A 17703-nucleotide genomic window follows, 5' to 3' on the forward strand; every position below is an offset into this window, starting at 1 on the left:
CATGATCAATATGCTTCTTTCCCAGGTGCTCGATCTGATGACGCCGGTGCTGCTGGCGGCGATGGCCGGAGCGCTGTGTGAACGCGCCGGCGTTTTCAACATCGCGCTTGAGGGCAATATGCTCGTCGGTGCCTTCGTGGTCGTTGCGGCAAGCGTTGCCTTTGGCTCACCGGCACTCGCCGTGCTGCTGGCTCTCATCAGTGCTGCAATCTTCGCGACGCCGCTTGCTCTCGGCGGCGCGCGGTTCGGCGGTGATCCGATCGTCATCGGCATCGGCCTGAACCTGCTTGCCTCCGGATTGACGACCTACCTTCTGAGCGCCCTGTTCGGTGTAACCGGCACGCTCGTCGATCCGTCCGTTACCGCTCTGCCTCGCTTCGGCATTCCGGGCCTTGCCGACGTTCCCGTGTTCGGTGCGATTGTCGGCGGACACAATGCGCTCGTCTATCTCTCATGGCTACTGGTGATCCTCGTCAACATCTACCTGTTCCGGACGCGCTGGGGCTTGCGGCTGCGCGGCATCGGCGAGGTACCGTCCGCGGCGGCGGCGATGGGGGCCAATGTGAGCCGCTATCAAACCGCGATCGTTGTTTTCGCCGGTGCTCTTTGCGGGTTGGCGGGGGCAGAGCTGGCGCTTGGCTCCGTTGCGCTTTTTGCCGAAAACATGACGGCCGGGCGGGGGTGGATCGCCGTGGTCGCCGTAATGCTGGGCCGCGCCCATCCGCTCGGCATCGCTTTGGCATGCTTCGGCTTCGGCCTCGCAGATGCGATCGGGCTGCGGCTCCAGGGGCAGGGGCTCCCCAATCAGATCACCGACATAGCCCCCTACGGTATCACTCTGCTGGCGATGGTCGGCCTGGGACTGCGCACTGCTGCAAGAAAATTGAAAAATACGTGAGGAGGAAACGATGACTATGCCGAAGACCATTTATGTGGCGGGTTCCTGCGATACCAAGGGTGACGAGCTGCGTTACGTCGCGGAGCTGATCAGGGCTCAAGGAATGTCCGCAGTCCTGGTCGATCTCTCGACGGCGACGCCGTCCGGTAATGTCGACGTCGATGCGAAGACCGTCGCCGGCTTCCATCCCGGCGGTGTCCAGGCGGTCTTCACCGGAGACCGGGGTTCAGCCGTCTCGGCGATGGGCCTTGCCTTCGAACACTTCATCCTGTCGCGCAAGGACGTCGGCGGCGTCATCGGCCTTGGCGGTTCGGGAGGTACTGCGATGGTCACGCAGGCCATGCGCGTCCTGCCCGTCGGCACCCCGCGCGTGATGGTCTCGACTGTGGCCGCCGGCAATATCAGCGCCTATGTCGGCCCGAACGATATTTCCATGGTGAACTCGATTACCGACATTGCCGGGCTTAACCGCATTTCGCGAACGGTCCTGTCGAATGCCGCCAATTCGATCGCCGGCATGGTCCGCAATCGCAAGGAGGCCGAGCAGGACGACAGGCCGTCGCTCGGCCTGACGATGTTCGGCGTCACCACACCTTGCATCACCCAGGTTGTCGAGCAGTTGCGCGACCAGTACGAGTGCCTGGTGTTTCACGCGACCGGCATCGGTGGTCAGTCGATGGAAAAGCTTGCCGCGTCCGGCTATCTGGCCGGGGTCCTGGATATCACCACGACCGAAGTATGCGACCTGCTGTTTGACGGCATTCTGCCGGCGACGGAAGAGCGTTTCGGCTTCCTGGCGCAACTGCCGCTGCCTTATGTCGGCTCCTGCGGCGCACTGGACATGGTCAATTTCGCCGGCATCGACACCGTTCCGGAGAAGTATCGCCAGCGCAATCTCTATGTGCACAACCCGCAGATCACGCTGATGCGCACGACGGTCGAGGAAAACGTGGCGATGGGCAAGTGGATAGGCGAGCGGCTGAACCGCAGCATTGGTCCAGTGCGCTTCCTACTGCCCCTCGGAGGGGTGTCGCTTCTGGACGCTCCAGGCCAACCGTTCCACGACCCCGAAGCAAACGCCGCGCTGTTCGACGCCATCGAAAGCACGGTGCAGCAGACCCAGGACCGCCGGGTGCTTCGGGTGCCGCATGCAATCAATTCCCCGGAGTTCTGCTCCGAAGCCGTTCGACACTTCCACGAAATCAGCACGAGGCGTTAGTATGAAGTTCAAAAGAAGTCAGTTGCTGGAAAAGTTCCGCCAGCAGATCAACGCAAAAATTCCCATTATCGGCGGCGGCGCCGGTACCGGCCTTTCGGCCAAGTGCGAGGAAGCCGGCGGCATCGATCTGATCGTCATCTATAATTCCGGCCGTTACCGTATGGCCGGAAGAGGCTCGCTCGCCGGTCTTCTCGCCTATGGCAACGCCAACGAGATCGTGCTCGACATGGCCCGTGAGGTGCTACCCGTCGTCAAGCACACCCCGGTTCTTGCCGGCGTGAACGGTACGGATCCATTCTGCAATTTCGACCATTTTCTCGACGAGCTGAAAGGGCTGGGATTTGCTGGCATCCAGAACTTCCCGACTGTCGGTCTGATCGACGGCACCTTCAGAGCCAATCTCGAAGAGACCGGTATGGGTTATGCCCTGGAAGTTGAGCTCGTCCGGCTGGCGCGCAGCAAGGACTTGCTGACGACGCCCTATGTTTTTTCGGTCGAAGACGCTCGTGCGATGACCGAAGCCGGCGCAGACATCGTTGTTGCCCATATGGGACTGACGACGGGCGGAGCGATCGGCGCCGACACCGCGCTGACCTTGGAGGCATGCGTGGAGGAGGTCAATGCGATCGCCGCCGCAGCCCGGAGCGTCAATCCGGACATCATCGTCCTTTGCCATGGCGGTCCGATCGCCGAACCGGAGGATGCCCGCTACATTCTGGAGCGGTGCCCGGGTTGCCATGGCTTCTATGGTGCTTCCAGCATGGAGCGCCTGCCGGTGGAAAAAGCGCTCGTCGAACAGACGAGAGCCTTCAAAAATCTTGTCATCAAACATTAGGAGGGGAATGTGGCCAAGGCATATGCAAGTGCGGTGATCGATGCGCCGATTGAAACCGTGTGGAAACTTGTGCGCGATTTCAACGGCCTGCCGAATTGGCATCCGGCCATTGCGAAAAGCGAAATCGAGGGTGGGCATAGCAGCGGCGATGTCGGCTGCATCCGCTCGTTCTATCTCACGGATGGCGCGCATGTGCGCGAACAGTTGCTCGCGCTCAGCGACGTTGATCATTCGCTGTCCTACAGCTTCGTGAAGCCGGCATTTCCGGTGAAGAACTATATTGCAGGGATCCGATTGCTCCCGATCACGGAAGGGAACCGCACATTCGCGGAATGGACGGCTAGTTTCGACGAAGAGCCCGAAGATGCAGGGAAATACGTCGAGATCGTTTCCACGCACGTCTTCGCTGCCGGCTGGACAGCCCTGCAGGCCACGCTCAGCAAATAGACGAGCGCCTAGGCGCCACCAAAATCGGCGTCATGAAAATTCTGGCGGAGCGCTTTAGAACACGCTCCGCTTTCTTTACGGGCAGGCCTCTGTCCCGTTTCTCAGCGCACGATGTTCCTCGGCCGGATCACGCCGGTTCGACATAGCGCCCCTTGAAGAAGATCAGGGGCTGCTGTTCGTTCTCCGATTGAGCGACGCTCATGTCGTTCACCAGCCCGATCACGATGCGATGGTCGCCGGCCAGATGTTCTTCGTAAAGCGTGCAATCGACCCAAGCGAGAGATCCTTCGATGACCGGATTGCCTGAAGTCGTTCCGCTCCAGGCGACGCCTTGCCACTTGTCACCTAAGGCATTGGAAATTTCCCTTTGTCCTGACGCTAGAATATTGACCGAAAAGATGCCCGCAGCTCGGATCTTCAGCCAACTCGTCGAGCTGTGCATGACGCTGAAGGAGACCAAAGGCGGCTCCAGCAAAAGGCTATGGAACGACTGGCAGGTAAACCCCACAGGTTGCCCCTCCGATATCCGCTTGCCTATTGGATCGCCCATCGGTCGCCGGTGCGTCAAAGGCGCTTCCTCGTGCTCATATTGACGTCGTTCTGGACGAGTTCGCTGGTCAAGAATTTTGCCTGGCTGGTCCGGCTCGGCCGCAACGGGCCGTTCTCCAACCTGCTGCACTATCTGGGCATGCCGGGGGAGGGAACGTTCTGTTCAATCGAGGTACAGTGATATTCGCGATGACGCATACGCTGCTGCCGCTTGCCGTCATCATCATGTTTCCCGTTCTCAATGCGTAAACCGCAGCCTGGTGTCGGCGGCCCGAACATTGGGTGAAGGCGGCGCGCAGACATTCTGGCGCGTCTATTTTCCGCTGACCATGCGCGGCGTGGCAACCGCTGGCCTGCTGGTTTTCATTGTGGCGCTTTCGCTCTTCATCACGCCGGCGCTGCTTGGCGGCCCAGCTCAGACCATGATCGGCCAGCTGGTCATCGAGCATATCAACTCCTATCAAAACTGGCGCGTGGGCAGTGCGCTTGCCGTCCTGCCTACACTTATGACCATGCTTGCCGTCTTCGCCGGCGATTGGTTGCTTTCGCTGTCGTCGGCCATGGGAGGGCGGTTCGAAGCTGCAGGGATGGGATGATGTGTTCATGCAGGTCAGTCCGACACTTGCGGCCGCGTCGACGGTCATTCTGGCAATCGTAACGCTGCTATTCCTGACCATGGAGCTCCTGCAGCGCAAGCAGCCATCGCAATAGGACGCGACGGCGCTGCCTGGGAACAGCGCGACAACAATGATAAGTCGACCCCATCTATGGATGGGGCCGGCTTTTGGCGTTGATACCGGATCAGCGCACGAAATGCGCGAGCTGCTTGCCGCTTAGTGAGCCGCGACAGTCCAGAAATAGTAGGCGAGCGGGATGGCAAGAAGATACATGCCGATCGACACCTGTTTTGCCTCGCCAGACAGCACTTTGACGATGACGTAGAACAGCAGGCCTCCGGCAATGCCGGTCCCGAAACTGTTTGAAACCAAGGTCAGCAAGACCATCATCAGGGCGGAGAGACCGTCTGAGAAGTTCTCGAGATCGACTTTCTTCAGAGCGCCGAACATCGACATGCCGACGAGGATCAGAGCCGGTGCGGTGGCGGCTGCCGGGATCATCAGCGCGATGGGAGTGAAGAGCAGGGTGAGGGCGAACAGAGCCGCCGTTGCGATGGAGGCAAGGCCGGTGCGGCCACCTACTTCGGCGCCAGTGGCGGATTCGACAAGCGCCGTGGCTGAGGGAATACCAAGCAAAGGGCTGATCGTTGCGGCAATGGAGTCGACCAGGAAAGGCTTGCCAAGATCCTTCATATTGCCGGCTTCGTCAACCAGACCGGCCTTTGCACCGACAGCGAGCGTCGTGCCCAGCGTCGAGAAGAATTCCGAGGCGAAGAAGGCGAAGAGATAGGGGAAATATTGGATCTTGAGCGCGCCGAAGAAGTCGAGCTGCAGACCGATTTCGGAGATGCCGTGCGGTACGCCGAAAAATGTGGTCGGGAGCTTCGTGACGCCAAGTGGAATGCCGAGCAGCGTGCTGCCCAGAATGGCCCAAAGGATCGGTCCCGGCACTTTGCGCCCGCGCAAAAAGACGGCCAGGAAAATCCCGAAAACGGCGATGATGGCCTGTCCTGAGCTGAAGGATCCGAGCATGAGCGCATGGCTCTTGGCGTTGACGTCAACCAGCCCCGCATTCTTGAAGCCAAGAAGGGCGATGAACAATCCGATGGCCGCGCCCAAGCCGAGCTTGATCTGGGCTGGCACCATGCGGGTAATGACCTGGCGCACACCCAACACGGTCAAAAGCACGAAAATGACGCTCGACCAGAACGAGATGGCAAGACCGGTCTGCCACGGAATATGTTCCACAGCCGCCATTGTCGGCCCGACCAGAACCGAGCCGCCGATACCGGGGCCAACCACGAAGGGCATGTTGGCATAGAGCGCCATGAACAGTGTCGCCCCGATGATGACGAGGATGGCAGCCGTCGTCGCGGCCGCGCGATCGATACCGCCAGCCGAAAGCAGGGACGGAATCACCACGAGTAGATAGGCGGCGGCAAGGAAGGAGGTAATGCCGGCAATCACCTCCGTTTTCGTATTGGTATTGCGTTCACGCATGCGGAAATAAGTCTTCCACCACACTTCCGATGCTTCGCTTGGCTGCACAACATTCATGTTTGAGGCCATCGTATATATCTCTCCTAAGTCGGCAATCATTGCCGTGCAGCCAGTGACGTCAGTTTGGGCCTGCGGCCAGAAGCGGTCTGATTTGCAGTGTCGTGCCGTCTGTCAGTCCAAGGTCGGTGACGTGCGGGCCGGGATTGCATGCAAGGCTGGCTCCGACGACCGCCTTGAAGGTACGAATTGGCGGCATCCAATCGGCGAACGCGTCGGCTGCCAAGCGCAGCTTGGCGAAATCCTCGGCAACCTCGTGTGCTGGAGCATCCGACAGCAGCCCGCAGACGGGCAGGGCGAGCAGCGCCGTAACCTTGCCATCCTCAGCCGTTGCCATGCCGCCGCCGGCATCGATGACGGCGTTGGCCGCCGCGGCCATATCCGCGGGATTGCGGCCGAAGACCGTCAGGTTGTGGCTGTCATGCGATATTGTCGTTGCCAACGCGCCGCACCAATGGCCCCAGTCTTCCAGAATTCCGATAACGGGCGAGGGGTCTTTTCTCCCATGGCGGTGAATAACCGCCATGAGCAGCATGTTGTCAGGCAGGACGAGCTTGCCGTCCTTTACCTCGACCGTGGCCTCTCCCCATTTTGTGAAGCGAGGGCTGACGACGGTGTTGATGCGGGCCTCGGCCATGCCAGGCAAGGCAATCTCGAAATCGGCTGCTGACAGCCTGGCAAGCTTTACCGTGTCGCGATACGCGTCCGCCCGTGCACTGCCATTGAGAACCTCCGCAAGTCTGCCGTCACTGGCAACCTCGCGCCCCGATGCGTAGACGCGATCGACCTTGATTTTTTCGAGGTCGGACAGGATGACGATATCGGCGCGTCGACCGGGAGCAATCAACCCGAGATCGTATCGATTGAGCCACATGGCAGCATTGAGCGTTGCGGCTCGAATGGCGTCGATCGGCCTCATGCCATAGCCAATAAGTCGCCTGAGAACGGAGGACATTGCTCCATCGTTCACCAGATCATCCGGGAAGACATCGTCGGTGCAGATCGTCAGCGTCTGCGGCAGATGCGGTAGTGTCTTCAGCGCTTCGATCACACCGGGCAGCACATAGTCATGGGAGCCGCGCAACTCGACGGTAAGGCCGGCGCGCAATTTCGCCAGCAGATCTTCCCCGGACGTGATCTCGTGATCGGATTGAATGCCCGCCGCGACGAAAGCCTGCAAATCAGCGCCTTCGAGGCCGCGGGCATGGCCACAGACGCGCTTGCCGCTGGCGAGCCCCGCTTCGATGACCCCGCGCATCGGCTCGCTTCGCTCAAGCACGCCGCGCATGTTCATCACTTCGGCAACGCCCGAAATGTTCGGCCAGCTCAACATGGTCGCCATTTCGCAGGACCGGAACTCTGCACCGGCAAGTTCCAGCCCGGGCGCAGAAGGCACACAGGACGGCGCCAGGGTCAAAAAGCGCAGCGGCAGCTGCTTCGTTTCTTCCAGCGCCCAGCGGATGCCTTCGAGACCGGCGACATTGCCAACTTCATGAGGATCCCAGCATACGGTCGTCGTACCCTGTGGGACGACGGTTTCCGCATATCGCCTCGGCGTTACCATCGAGCTTTCAACATGCATATGCGTATCGATGAATCCGGGCGCAATGAAGCGTCCCGAAGCATCAATTGTCTGTTTGGCGTCGGTCCTGCTCGCTGCAGCATGAACACTCGCAATCAGCGGACCGACAAGGCCGATATCAGCCGGCCGAATGTCCGAGGTCGCGACATCGACGATCGTACCGCCGACGATCAGGACATCGAAAGGTTCGAGCGCAAGGGCGGCCCGCACCGCGCGATCGCGCAGGTCGGATGCATGGAGATCATGGGGTTCATTCGGCATTTGTGTCTCCCTGGGCGATGGCCGATGGCCGCGCGGTGGATTGCCTGACAACAAGTTCTGTCGGAAAAATTCTGCTGGTACTGGTCTCGCCGGCGACGAAGGAGAGAGCGTGCACGGCAACGGCCTCAAGATCCTGACGGACTGTCGTCAGCGGCGGCGAGACGATTTGCGCCCACATCAGGTCATCGAAACCCGTAAGCGATAGGTCAGCCGGTATACGGCAACCCCGCTCCCGAACGGCGAGCGCGAAGCCGATGGCCAGCGCATCATAGGCGGCCGCACAGGCTGTGAAGCGAGTGACGTCAAGTTCGCGGCCGAGAGCGCATCCCGCCTCGAAAGTAGCGTCGCTATGCGTCAACGTCGGCTCGATACCGGCCGAACGGAATATCTCGCATATTCCTCCGACACGCTCGCTTGCCACCAATGCATTCTCCGGGCCAGCAAGCACAAGAAGCTTGTCATGACCAAGCGCAAGCAGATGCTGCGCGATCTTGCGGCCGCCTTCGCGGTGATCGCTCGCGGCGACATTGCCACCGGTGACCGCGCTGTCGATCACGGCAACAGGAACTGCAACGCTCTCTGGCATAACGGTCGTACCGCGCGTCGGTATGACGATCAGGGCGTCGACGCCGCGCGCGATCATATTCCTGATCTCGAAATCCTGTTGCTGCGGATCACCCTGACTGTCGCCGATGAGAACGGCAAGGCCGCGCTGCTTGGCCGCCCGCTCAATGGCCTGGGCGAAGGTTGGAAACAAGGGTTGACCGATGTTCGGAACGAGCAGTCCGACCGTATTGCTTTTGCCCGTGCGCAGCGCGCGCGCCGTATGATCCGGCACGTAGCTCAGCCTGTCTGCCTCAGCCCGGATCTGCTCGGTAAGGGCCGGAGAAACGCGCCCCTTGCCGCGCAGAGCATTGGAGACGGTCGCCGTGGACACACCCAGCCTGTCGGCAATTTGGCGAATGGAAGAAGGGCGCGTTTCACTCATTTCGGGCTGGTCTTGATCATCGTTGATTAAACGATTAATCAAGAGATGCTATTTTTGCAAGTGCTTACTTTCCAGTTTCCTAGGAAGGGGCTGACCTCAAGGGGTGCGAAAGAAACCTTACACAATACGCATGGGGCGGCACGCTTGCGTGCTGTCACCGATAAGGAGACCTCCCACCATGAAGGGAGAAGCTTCCCGTGTGAGTTCCAGAACGGCAGCCTATCCGAAAAACGGTGGATGCGTTTTGATGTAGTCCCAAAGACGGTCGGCGACCGGTCCATGCGGTCGGTCGCGGCGGCGGGCGGCGGCGAGTGCGACATCGGTGCCGGGGAAATGCTGCCCAGCAATCGAGAGCAGCCGCCCTTCGCGCAGTTCCTCCCCGATCATGAAGTGGGGCAGGTGACCCCAGGCCATGCCGCGAAGCACGATCTCCTTCTTCATTGCATGATCGGCGACCGTGCATTGCGGTGCGCCTTCTACCACGTAGAAATTGGTCTTCGGAGTATCCCGCGCGGTGTCGCGAATGATGCACTGGGTCAGCCCGCGCATCTGCTCGGGGGTGATTGAGGGCGAGGGCGCAAACGGCAGAAAATTCGGGGCGACGACCGGCACGAACGAGATCGTGCCGAGGTCGATCCATTCGAAGCGCGGGTCGGACTTGTCTATCCAATGGAGGATCAGGTCAGCCTCATCGAGGAGGAGCCGCTCGGATGGACCTCCGATCGTCTCGAAATGCAAGTCCAGCCGCGTGTTCGGGTAGTCACCGAAAAATCCACCCAGTAATTGCAGCCCGCCATGCAGCGGACATGTATCGCCGAGAATGACACGCAGATGTGTTTCTTCGCCCATCGAGAGCTGGTGCGCATGCAGCCGCAAGACTTCCATTTCACCAAGCAGGGCCTGCGCCTTGCGATGAAAGGATCGTCCGGCCTCGGTCAGGCTAACCCGGTAGCCGCTGCGGTCGAGCAGCGCCACCCCAAGGGTTGCCTCGAGCTTGGCGATCGCCGCGAAGACGGCTGTGTGCGACCGGTTCAGCGCCGAGGCTGCGGCCTGGAAGCCGCCTTCGCGGGCCACCGCATCGAGACATTGGATTTCCTGGAGCGTGAAGGGCTGCATTGTATATTCTGATTACAATGATCTTCGAATCTTTTCAATTTTTTTCGAACGAGCGTCAAACTAGCGTCGCACTGTCTTCGGTAAACGCGCTCCACACGGAAAGCGCCAACAGCAAGTGAAGGTGCATATCATGACCAATAGCTCCGCTCAGCCCGCCACGCTCAATTATGACGAACCGGCCGCCTTGTCGTTCTTCACCACTGGTGATGGCGTTAAGGTCGCTTACAGGATCGATGGCCCGGAGGACCGCCCAGCGCTTATCCTTTCCAACTCTATCGCGACTGACTTACACATGTGGGATCTCCAGATCCCAACCTTGGCCGCGCATTTTCGGGTTATCCGCTATGATTACCGCGGTCACGGCGGCTCCGATGTTCCGGCTGGCGCCTATTCGGACGGGCGGCTTGGCCGCGACGTGCTGGAGCTGATGGATTGGCTCGGGATCGAACGGGCACATTTCCTCGGCCTGTCCCTGGGTGGCTGGGTCGGCCAATGGCTTGCCATCCATGCGCCGGAACGCATCGACCGTCTGATCCTCAGCAATACGTCTTCCTATCTCGGTCCGGCAGAGAACTTCGACCGGTCGATAGCCGCAACGCTGGCCGCGGCGGATATGCAGGAAACTGCCGAAACCTTTCTCGGCAACTGGTTTCCGAAGCCAATACTTGCAGAGAATGGACCTGTTGTGCGCCAATTTCGCGACGTATTGCTGAATACATCGCGCCAGGGCCTTGCCGGCCTGTTTGCCGCCGTGCGCGACGCCGACATGCGCCGCACGATCACGCTTATCCAAAGCCCGACGCTGGTGATTGCGGGAGAGTTCGATACCGTGACCTCACATGCGATGGGTGAAGCGATCGCCAACACGATCCCCGGAGCGAGACTGAAAACCTTCCGGTCCGTGCACTTCTCCAATATCGAATTTGCGCAGGAGTTCGGCGAGGAAGTCGTAGCGTTTCTCGATCCGCAATCGATCTGAGTTTCTGTGATAGGTCCCGACGAAGCCCGGAGAGCGCTGTAGACTGCGCGAACTTCGTGCGGCGCTTTCTGGGGGCGCTCTTTGAAGGCACTGAATAGATTTCAACGTTCGTCATGACCTGCCTCGCGGCTCTCTTGGGCCGCAGGCGACGACGAAGGTAATCCTTTAGACGGTGAATTTCGTGACAATTGATTTGATGGATTTGTCTCTTTTTTCGCTTGCTGCGGTAATCCTGCTTGGGTCGCCTGGACCTGCCATCGCGGCGCTTATCGCCGTTGGCAAAGAGCGGGGATTTCTCCACGGCCTGCGCTTTTATGCCGGCCTGCAGATAGGTTTGGCTGTTGCTGCTGGCGTCAGCGCCGCAGGTCTCTTTTCGGCATTTGCGGCTATTCCGGGCGCTACGAAGACGATGATGTTCATCGCGACGGCCTATTTGCTCTATCTCTCTTACAAGATCGCTTTCGCCCCGGTTGGGGCAAGCGAGACGGAGGCTGGATCGAGCTTCGCTTCGACGGTGGCTGGTGGAGTGCTCCTAGGCGTTACGAATCCGAAGGCCTATATTGCCTTTGCATCTCTGATGGCGTCTTACGCGATCGTCCGGCTGGACACGGTAGCGGACATGTCGATCAAGTGGATTATCTGCGTTGTCGTTATGATCGTTGTCGACCTTGCCTGGCTATGGGCCGGCGTCGTCTTAGGCCGGGTCGACCTCGAGCCAACGACCGAGAGGACGATCAATGTCTTGATGGGCGGCACGATCCTCGCTACTGCATTGATGGCCATTCTGTAAAAACGGAACCAAGTATGGCCCAAACGGGTGCCAAAACCCCCGGTTTTCCGGCATAAACGGAGTATGCGTGGCCCGAACCAGAACGTAGCGTGGCCCAGAATTTTCGGGCACAAAAAAAGCCGGGTCATCGACCCGGCTGGCAAAAATCAAACTTGATTTCTAGTAGGGCAGTTCAGAAGTCAAAGTCGGATGTTTCCAACGTGCCGCATTTTCCAAATACCTGAGCAGCTCGGTGTACCCGGGTTGGTCTGCTCTCTCCAGCAACTCTACGGACAGCCGCCCCAGAAGCATCGATAACGAGATCTTTCGGCGTATCGGTTTTAAATCGAAAAATGGGTCAAGTGCGGAGTCTAATGCCTGCTCACCCCGGGATACCATTGCGTATCCAATGTCAGAAACCTCAACCCAATCATCATCATCAAATTCTTCTAGCTCTGGTTCTCGGCCATACTTGGCGACTGCGCCGAGCAATTGGGTGAAATGGGCCGCTGATTGTAAGGGAAATTTATCGAGCCAATTTCCGTGGGGCGGACCACCTCGCAATCGGTTCACCACGTAATCTTGGAAGCCAGCAGGCCTCGTTGAGCGCGGCCCGGCGAGGTTTTCAAGATCGGCGATCGCTGTTCGCAGTTGGGCAGAGAAATCTGACGCCTTCAGCCTGTCGCCGGATACCGTCTGCAACCGAATCCCATGCTCCGGGCAAGTGTGCACAAACTTCATCATCCATTCGACGCGTCCAAAAGCACGGTGGAGACGTCGCGCTGGGCCGATGTCATTTGCCACGCAGGCCGGACAAAAACGACAGCGATCTGTTTCGAGAAATTCGCGCGAAAATGTTCCTCCTGGAGTTTCCACGAATTCCCTGCTCTGTATGACGACACCGTCTGCTGGACGACCCTGCCTACTTCCAAGCAGGGCGCAAAACACGTTCACGTCGGTTTCCCAGCCTTCGGCCAACCGTCCAAAGTTGAAACCGAAATGCGACGCGAATTCTGCGGCGCTCTCGATACCATTCAGCGCGGCGATACGAGAGCAGTAGCTGGCCAAGGTCTCATTTGGCTGAAAGGGGACCGTCAACGAAAGCATTCTGAACCTCAGCAACTTACTTTTTGCGAGACCTTGCGAACTTCTCCAAACGCGCATTCGCCTCGCGATGAGAGGCGTCGTACGGCCTGGTATCCTTCCAATTCTTTACAAGAAAAACGTTGCGGTCCGGCTCAAATCCAGTGTTGTTTTCGAAGCAGTTTGCAAACTGTTGGTTAGTGACGACGGTTTGGTCACCGTCGATTGCTTCTTCGACAGCGCCACGGATCATCTGGACAATGGTGCCGAAATCCCGGTCGCATCCATGGATCAAACGCTTGATGAATTCCTCGTCCTCGTGAAGTGCGGTAGACAGCTCGGCATGGTCGAAGATGATCATACGCGTCACTTCCGCGATTGTTGCTTCACCGGAGGTCCCAGTCATCTTCGAGAAAGGAATAACCGTCGAGCGGTTCGCCAACTGTTTTATAGCCAGGAACTGATCGAGAGGCTCGACGCCTGCCAGTACGATCCTGAGTGGCCAGTCAGGCATCTGGACCAAATTTTTCAGAGAGTTTGCGATTTTGGTGATTTCGACGCCATTGGCGGCGTCGACCGCATGCTGTGCCTCGTCGATGATCAAGAACATCACTTCATGCGCCTTCAACACATCTCGGAAGGTCTTCCACATCAAATTTTCGCGGAGAGTGCTTCGCACGGGATATCCCAACGCATGCAAACCCTCATACGCTAAAAGACGGGGAGTGCAGGGGCTCGGAGCAGTCATCATCAAGACAGGAGATTTTGTATTCCCGTCTTCATCGACATAAGGCCGCATCGCGACCGTTTCGGCAGTGTGCCTCAACAGTGCGGTCGTCTTGCCAGCACCGGATTCGCCACAGACGGCAACAATTCTGCGCTTATCGGGCTTGGCCACCTCGTCGAGATTAACGACAGCAATGCTTTCGACCATCGCTTTGAAGGCCTTTTTGAGCCTCTGGTCCCGTGAGAGGCCAATATAACGACCGTTCATCCGAGCGACGCGGTCGGCCTTCAAAAGTACATCGTGTGGCATCAGTGCCCGAATACGGGCGATTGCTGCCCGCTGAGATTGAGAGATATCCAAAGCGCGCTCCTTTAGAACGAAAACATTGATAAGTTTGAAACGGGTAGGGGGCGGGCCGGATCAGAGATTGAAGCCTGGATCGAGAAGATTTCCGCTAACAGGGTTAGGCGCTGTTTTAGCAACCGGGTTTTGAGTTTGCGCGTTTTCAGCAGACTGCTGAATACCGTGCATGTCCCACTGTTTGATCAGTGAAGAGATATCGGCCTCCTCGACCTGGGCCTGCTCCTCGGAGCGCTTGCGCTCGACGAATTCGACCTGGTAGGCGACCTGCTTCTCGAAACGAAGGATATCGCGCTCGGTCAGGACTGCGCTCCCAAGTTCCGCTTCGGCACGCGCCACTTCCGCCTGGTCACGAAGCCACGACTTCGTCCGCCGGGCGATCTCCAAGGAAACCTCAGCATTCTTGCGGTTCGTGAGATTGAGGCGCTGATTGAAAGCGAGCCACTTCCAAAGGCTCATTCCGGCGATCTCTTCGTGGTCCGCCGGAACGGTCAACCAACCCTCAGGATGACGAACCGAAATCGCCCCAAGGTCGAACCGGTCAAACCTCACTTCCAAGCTGACGTCGCTTTCACGAAACAGGGCCTGGAGTTTGCTGGAAGTATAAAGAATGCCGAGAATGCGGATGCCGCCCTTGGAAATCTTGCGATTTACCTGGATGCCAAACACGCTGCGGCGAAGACGGGGGGACAGCGGCGGTGTCGGCTTGTAAAACTTCCGCAAGCGCAGCCATGCATTACGTGGTGTCTCACCGTTCAGCCCCTCATGGGGCGTGTTGTGGAAGACGTCGACAACATAGCGCATCAGGAGTTCGGCGGCCTTATGAAAGACGATGCTTGCCTCTTTCTCAGCATCGTAGTCGCCTTTTTCAGCGGGCGAACCCCAGGTCCTCCCGGTTAAGCTCAACAATGCCTGTCGGTTCAACGTCCTGAACCACCGCTCCAAAGTTCCGCGTGCCGCTGCATCACCTGCCTTCGGTTGGAAGAGGCACCCACCGATATCATTTGTAGCGGTACGAAGCTCTTTGCTGGCGAGCCAGGTCGCAGAGTCGACCGGGACTTCTTGAGGAACGCCGTCCATATCCCACGGTGTTTCGCAGCCGATGCTCCTCGCCAATTCTGACTTATCGCGCGTCACCATCTCCAAAGCGCAGATCGCACTTGATGTGTTTGGGGCGGTGTGGTGGATGCGCAGACCCACGATACATTTCGTTGCGACATCCTTCGCGGCCGTAATATAGAGTCGTACCCGCGCGACGACGTTGCGCTCTTTTTGACTGAGGTTGTCCCAGTCTTCGGCTTGGACCAGAAGCGTCTGCAGGTCGATGGAGCATTCATCGATTTCAACACGTTCGAGTGGCCTCAGAACATCCACACCTCCCATAATGGCGGAATACCGAGCCAAGGCGGCGTCTGAGCCATGCTGCCCAAGAGTTACATGCGCCCGAGGAAGCTTGTGGATGCGCGAGGAGAACGTATCGATATCCGGGACGCGCAAGTCTTTCAGGGCAGTTGCGCCCAACGCGATATTCTTTGCCCTGCGCTCCTGGTTTGCCGTCTCGACGGCTTTTTTGAGCATGGCGTGCAGCTCTTTGATCGGGAGCCGATCCTTCGAAGCGTACATCCAGACATGCTTGTTGATATGCTCAAGCTCTTCGGGCGTGAAATATTCCCGGCGGTATTTCGCGCTACTTTTGTTCAACAGGGCGATTGCATCGAAATTACCCTCTTCGAATTTTTGAACCCACCGACGCAAACTGCGGGGAGACGGTGGCGCAGGAAGCTGCGGCGCGGTTCGGTGCGTTTTTCCTGCAGCTTTGTGACGTTCATCGGACTCCTTCTGAAGCCTCGCCTGCGTCTTCATAATGTAATCGGAAAGCTTAGCCTCCGAGCGCGAAAGGAGGTCGTCGGCCGCTTCGTCACGCAGGAAACGCGCACACCATTCATGCTTTTCGAGGACCTCCTGCTGCTGAGCAGGCTTCAGGTTACTGAGCAACTCGGTTTCGGAGAGATTACCCTCGTTGGGCGAGGACCGACGGCCCGGAAGGTAGCCCATGGGGTCGCGCTTATTGTCGAACGCCTGTGACACCGATTCATACGTAAAAAATTCGGGCGGCAGGTCGTCATCGACACGCTGGAACCAGTAACCCGTGTTTGTGGTACTCATCCAGCGATAGATTGCGTGTTTGTATTCGACGCGATCACCGCGATTGAACTCGAAAAGTTGGACGTGGTGTGCATGGCCTGGGCGTACGAGCATGTTCATTTCGATCTCCTTTTTTTTTGGGACGCAGGTGTCCGTTCCGCTTGAGGCGGATCAAATCCATCAGACATTTTCGGAAGGCCGGAGTTGAGTGCGTCGCCCTAAGGCGGATGCGCGGCCAATGTTTTGCAACCGTGCATCATGCGATTACCTCGCCTTCATAGACCCGAACCCAGGGAGCATCGACGAGTTTGCGAGCCGGTTCAGCCAGCTCAATCACGCCGTCGTAGAGAAGACACCAGATTGCATTCAGTCCATCGGCGAAGCGCTCGAATTTGCGGGCCAAGGCATAGGCACTGACGACGCCATGGGCATCCGCGATGATCGTGCGCATGCGGGCGCAATCTTGTTCGTTGCGAATTTTCAAGGCCCGAAGTGTGGCTTTCGCATTCCAAGCGCGATCCCGGGTGAGGGTGCGGTCGGTCACAAGGAATGCGGCGTCCGCGAAACCAGGAAGGTTGGGCTTGGTCCGCCCAATGATGTTCTCGATCTCAGTCGACTCGACCTTGTCGAACGGTTTGACCGCAAACGCTAGACGGGTCCCGTTCTGCAGGGTTGCGCGGTAGTCGTAGGTGTGCTCGTGCATCCGACCGTCAGCTCCCAGATAAGGCACCGCAGGTGGCTGATCTTCAATGTCGATGACCAACCGATTGGACAGCAGATCAAGAGCGCAGTGCATTTCGTGCGTGCTGGCAAAGCTGACGGCGCGGTTCGTGCGCGTGTCGACGAGATAGCCGCGACTGTGAGCCTTTGTCCGAGCAGGCGGCAAACGGGTTGCCGTTGTCGGACCAGGCGGAACCCACAGGTCGATATTTTCGGTCTCTCCGTTATCATTAACGGCCGTGATCTGGACGAGGCGGCCAGCAGGGATGAATTCCTCCTCAATCACCTTCTCGAAAATCGGCGGGCAATCGTCGATATAGTTGTCGATGCCATGCTCAACCTCGATCATATAGCGCAAGACCCGCTTCTGCTTCATTTCACGTCCCGTCCGAGCACATTCGTGCTGTAAATTCATTGCCTTAAAATCGCTGTTCAACGCGCCGCAAATCAGCGCGGCCGGAAGGTTTCAGCGAGATATTAGGACAGGGATGAATGAATGCCGGGACGCACCCAGGCCGTCATCGCGGAACATTCGTCCGGCGACCTGCTGACGGATTGCGGGCATGACGATGCCGTCCGAAAGGTCAATCGGACCGCAATCGGATTTGGTATCGACAGCTACTTTGACAGCGTTGTCCTGAGACAACTGCAGCCGGGAACCATTTCTCGGGATTTTCGACACGAACGACCTCCTACAACGACCCTACGTCTGTGGGAGGGATTTGCCGCAGCCTCTTGGCTCGGCATTGTAGGCCCAGCTAGAGGTTGTCGCGGTAAACCCGCTCCCATCCTGCTATTTGTAGGTCTACGCGCATCAATATCGCTTTCGCGTTCGTTTCGATGGTTCAATA

Annotated in this window: 17 protein-coding genes; 8 read left to right on the forward strand and 9 right to left on the reverse strand. The window is 58.4% G+C overall.

What is annotated here, in order from left to right; all coding sequences use genetic code 11:
- Window position 1 precedes the first annotated feature (1 nt).
- Genes GGD46_RS25345 through GGD46_RS25360 form a run of 4 tightly spaced genes read left to right on the forward strand, consistent with a single transcriptional unit; the run spans window position 2 to window position 3399 of the window.
- Window positions 2-898, forward strand: coding sequence for an ABC transporter permease (locus tag GGD46_RS25345; RefSeq protein WP_184709206.1), 897 nt, complete (start codon window positions 2-4; stop codon window positions 896-898).
- Window positions 899-908: 10 nt separating this feature from the next.
- Window positions 909-2117, forward strand: a complete 1209-nt coding sequence (locus GGD46_RS25350; RefSeq protein WP_409527713.1) for a Tm-1-like ATP-binding domain-containing protein — start codon at window positions 909-911, stop codon at window positions 2115-2117.
- 1 nt (window position 2118) lies between these two features.
- Window positions 2119-2952, forward strand: a complete 834-nt coding sequence (locus GGD46_RS25355; RefSeq protein ID WP_184709208.1) for a phosphoenolpyruvate hydrolase family protein — start codon at window positions 2119-2121, stop codon at window positions 2950-2952.
- A 9-nt stretch (window positions 2953-2961) separates the two neighbouring features.
- Window positions 2962-3399 carry an SRPBCC family protein gene (locus tag GGD46_RS25360; protein ID WP_184709210.1) on the forward strand — a complete coding sequence of 146 codons (438 nt, stop codon included), beginning with the start codon at window positions 2962-2964 and terminating at the stop codon, window positions 3397-3399.
- Between the two features lie 127 nt (window positions 3400-3526).
- Here the strand turns inward: GGD46_RS25360 and GGD46_RS25365 are convergent, their stop codons facing one another.
- Entirely contained in the window at window positions 3527-3859 is a 333-nt protein-coding gene (locus GGD46_RS25365) for a flavin reductase family protein (RefSeq protein ID WP_246806473.1), read from the reverse strand.
- 21 nt (window positions 3860-3880) lie between these two features.
- On the opposite strand from GGD46_RS25365, the gene GGD46_RS25370 reads away from it, so the two are divergent.
- Window positions 3881-4129, forward strand: a complete 249-nt coding sequence (locus GGD46_RS25370) for a hypothetical protein (RefSeq protein ID WP_184709300.1) — start codon at window positions 3881-3883, stop codon at window positions 4127-4129.
- Window positions 4026-4544: an ABC transporter permease gene (locus GGD46_RS34295; protein WP_281414731.1), complete on the forward strand. Its 519-nt coding sequence runs from the start codon at window positions 4026-4028 to the stop codon at window positions 4542-4544. Before GGD46_RS25370 ends, GGD46_RS34295 begins: the two co-directional genes overlap by 104 nt.
- Window positions 4545-4781: 237 nt before the next feature.
- On the opposite strand, the gene GGD46_RS25380 is transcribed toward GGD46_RS34295, so the two are convergent.
- The 4 genes from GGD46_RS25380 to GGD46_RS25395 form a co-directional block, all read right to left on the reverse strand.
- Window positions 4782-6134, reverse strand: a complete 1353-nt coding sequence (locus GGD46_RS25380) for an NCS2 family permease (protein ID WP_184709216.1) — start codon at window positions 6132-6134, stop codon at window positions 4782-4784.
- A gap of 49 nt (window positions 6135-6183) precedes the next feature.
- Window positions 6184-7965: an adenine deaminase gene (locus tag GGD46_RS25385; RefSeq protein WP_184709218.1), complete on the reverse strand. Its 1782-nt coding sequence runs from the start codon at window positions 7963-7965 to the stop codon at window positions 6184-6186.
- Window positions 7955-8953 (reverse strand): LacI family DNA-binding transcriptional regulator, encoded by a 999-nt coding sequence (locus GGD46_RS25390; RefSeq protein WP_184709220.1) that lies wholly within the window; start codon window positions 8951-8953, stop codon window positions 7955-7957. The genes GGD46_RS25385 and GGD46_RS25390 overlap by 11 nt, the downstream gene beginning before the upstream one ends.
- Before the next feature lie 219 nt (window positions 8954-9172).
- Complete coding sequence (locus GGD46_RS25395) at window positions 9173-10069, reverse strand: LysR family transcriptional regulator (RefSeq protein WP_184709222.1); 897 nt, start codon at window positions 10067-10069, stop codon at window positions 9173-9175.
- A gap of 130 nt (window positions 10070-10199) precedes the next feature.
- Between GGD46_RS25395 and GGD46_RS25400 the strand changes: the two genes are divergently transcribed.
- Entirely contained in the window at window positions 10200-11048 is an 849-nt protein-coding gene (locus GGD46_RS25400) for an alpha/beta fold hydrolase (RefSeq protein WP_184709224.1), read from the forward strand.
- A 181-nt stretch (window positions 11049-11229) separates the two neighbouring features.
- Window positions 11230-11838, forward strand: a complete 609-nt coding sequence (locus GGD46_RS25405) for a LysE family transporter (protein ID WP_313206335.1) — start codon at window positions 11230-11232, stop codon at window positions 11836-11838.
- 159 nt (window positions 11839-11997) lie between these two features.
- Here the strand turns inward: GGD46_RS25405 and GGD46_RS25410 are convergent, their stop codons facing one another.
- The 4 genes from GGD46_RS25410 to GGD46_RS25425 all read right to left on the reverse strand — a co-directional run bounded on the left by GGD46_RS25410 (window position 11998) and on the right by GGD46_RS25425 (window position 17228).
- Window positions 11998-12924, reverse strand: a complete 927-nt coding sequence (locus GGD46_RS25410; protein ID WP_184709226.1) for a TniQ family protein — start codon at window positions 12922-12924, stop codon at window positions 11998-12000.
- Window positions 12925-12940: 16 nt separating this feature from the next.
- Window positions 12941-13987 (reverse strand): ATP-binding protein, encoded by a 1047-nt coding sequence (locus GGD46_RS25415; protein ID WP_184709228.1) that lies wholly within the window; start codon window positions 13985-13987, stop codon window positions 12941-12943.
- Between the two features lie 60 nt (window positions 13988-14047).
- Window positions 14048-16252, reverse strand: coding sequence for a Mu transposase C-terminal domain-containing protein (locus GGD46_RS25420; RefSeq protein ID WP_184709230.1), 2205 nt, complete (start codon window positions 16250-16252; stop codon window positions 14048-14050).
- A gap of 136 nt (window positions 16253-16388) precedes the next feature.
- On the reverse strand, window positions 16389-17228 hold the full coding sequence (locus GGD46_RS25425) for a hypothetical protein (RefSeq protein ID WP_184709232.1): 840 nt from the start codon (window positions 17226-17228) through the stop codon (window positions 16389-16391).
- Window positions 17229-17703 lie beyond the last annotated feature (475 nt).

Source organism: Martinezella lusitana (assembly GCF_014207095.1).
Taxonomy (GTDB): Bacteria; Pseudomonadota; Alphaproteobacteria; order Rhizobiales; family Rhizobiaceae; genus Rhizobium; species Rhizobium lusitanum_B.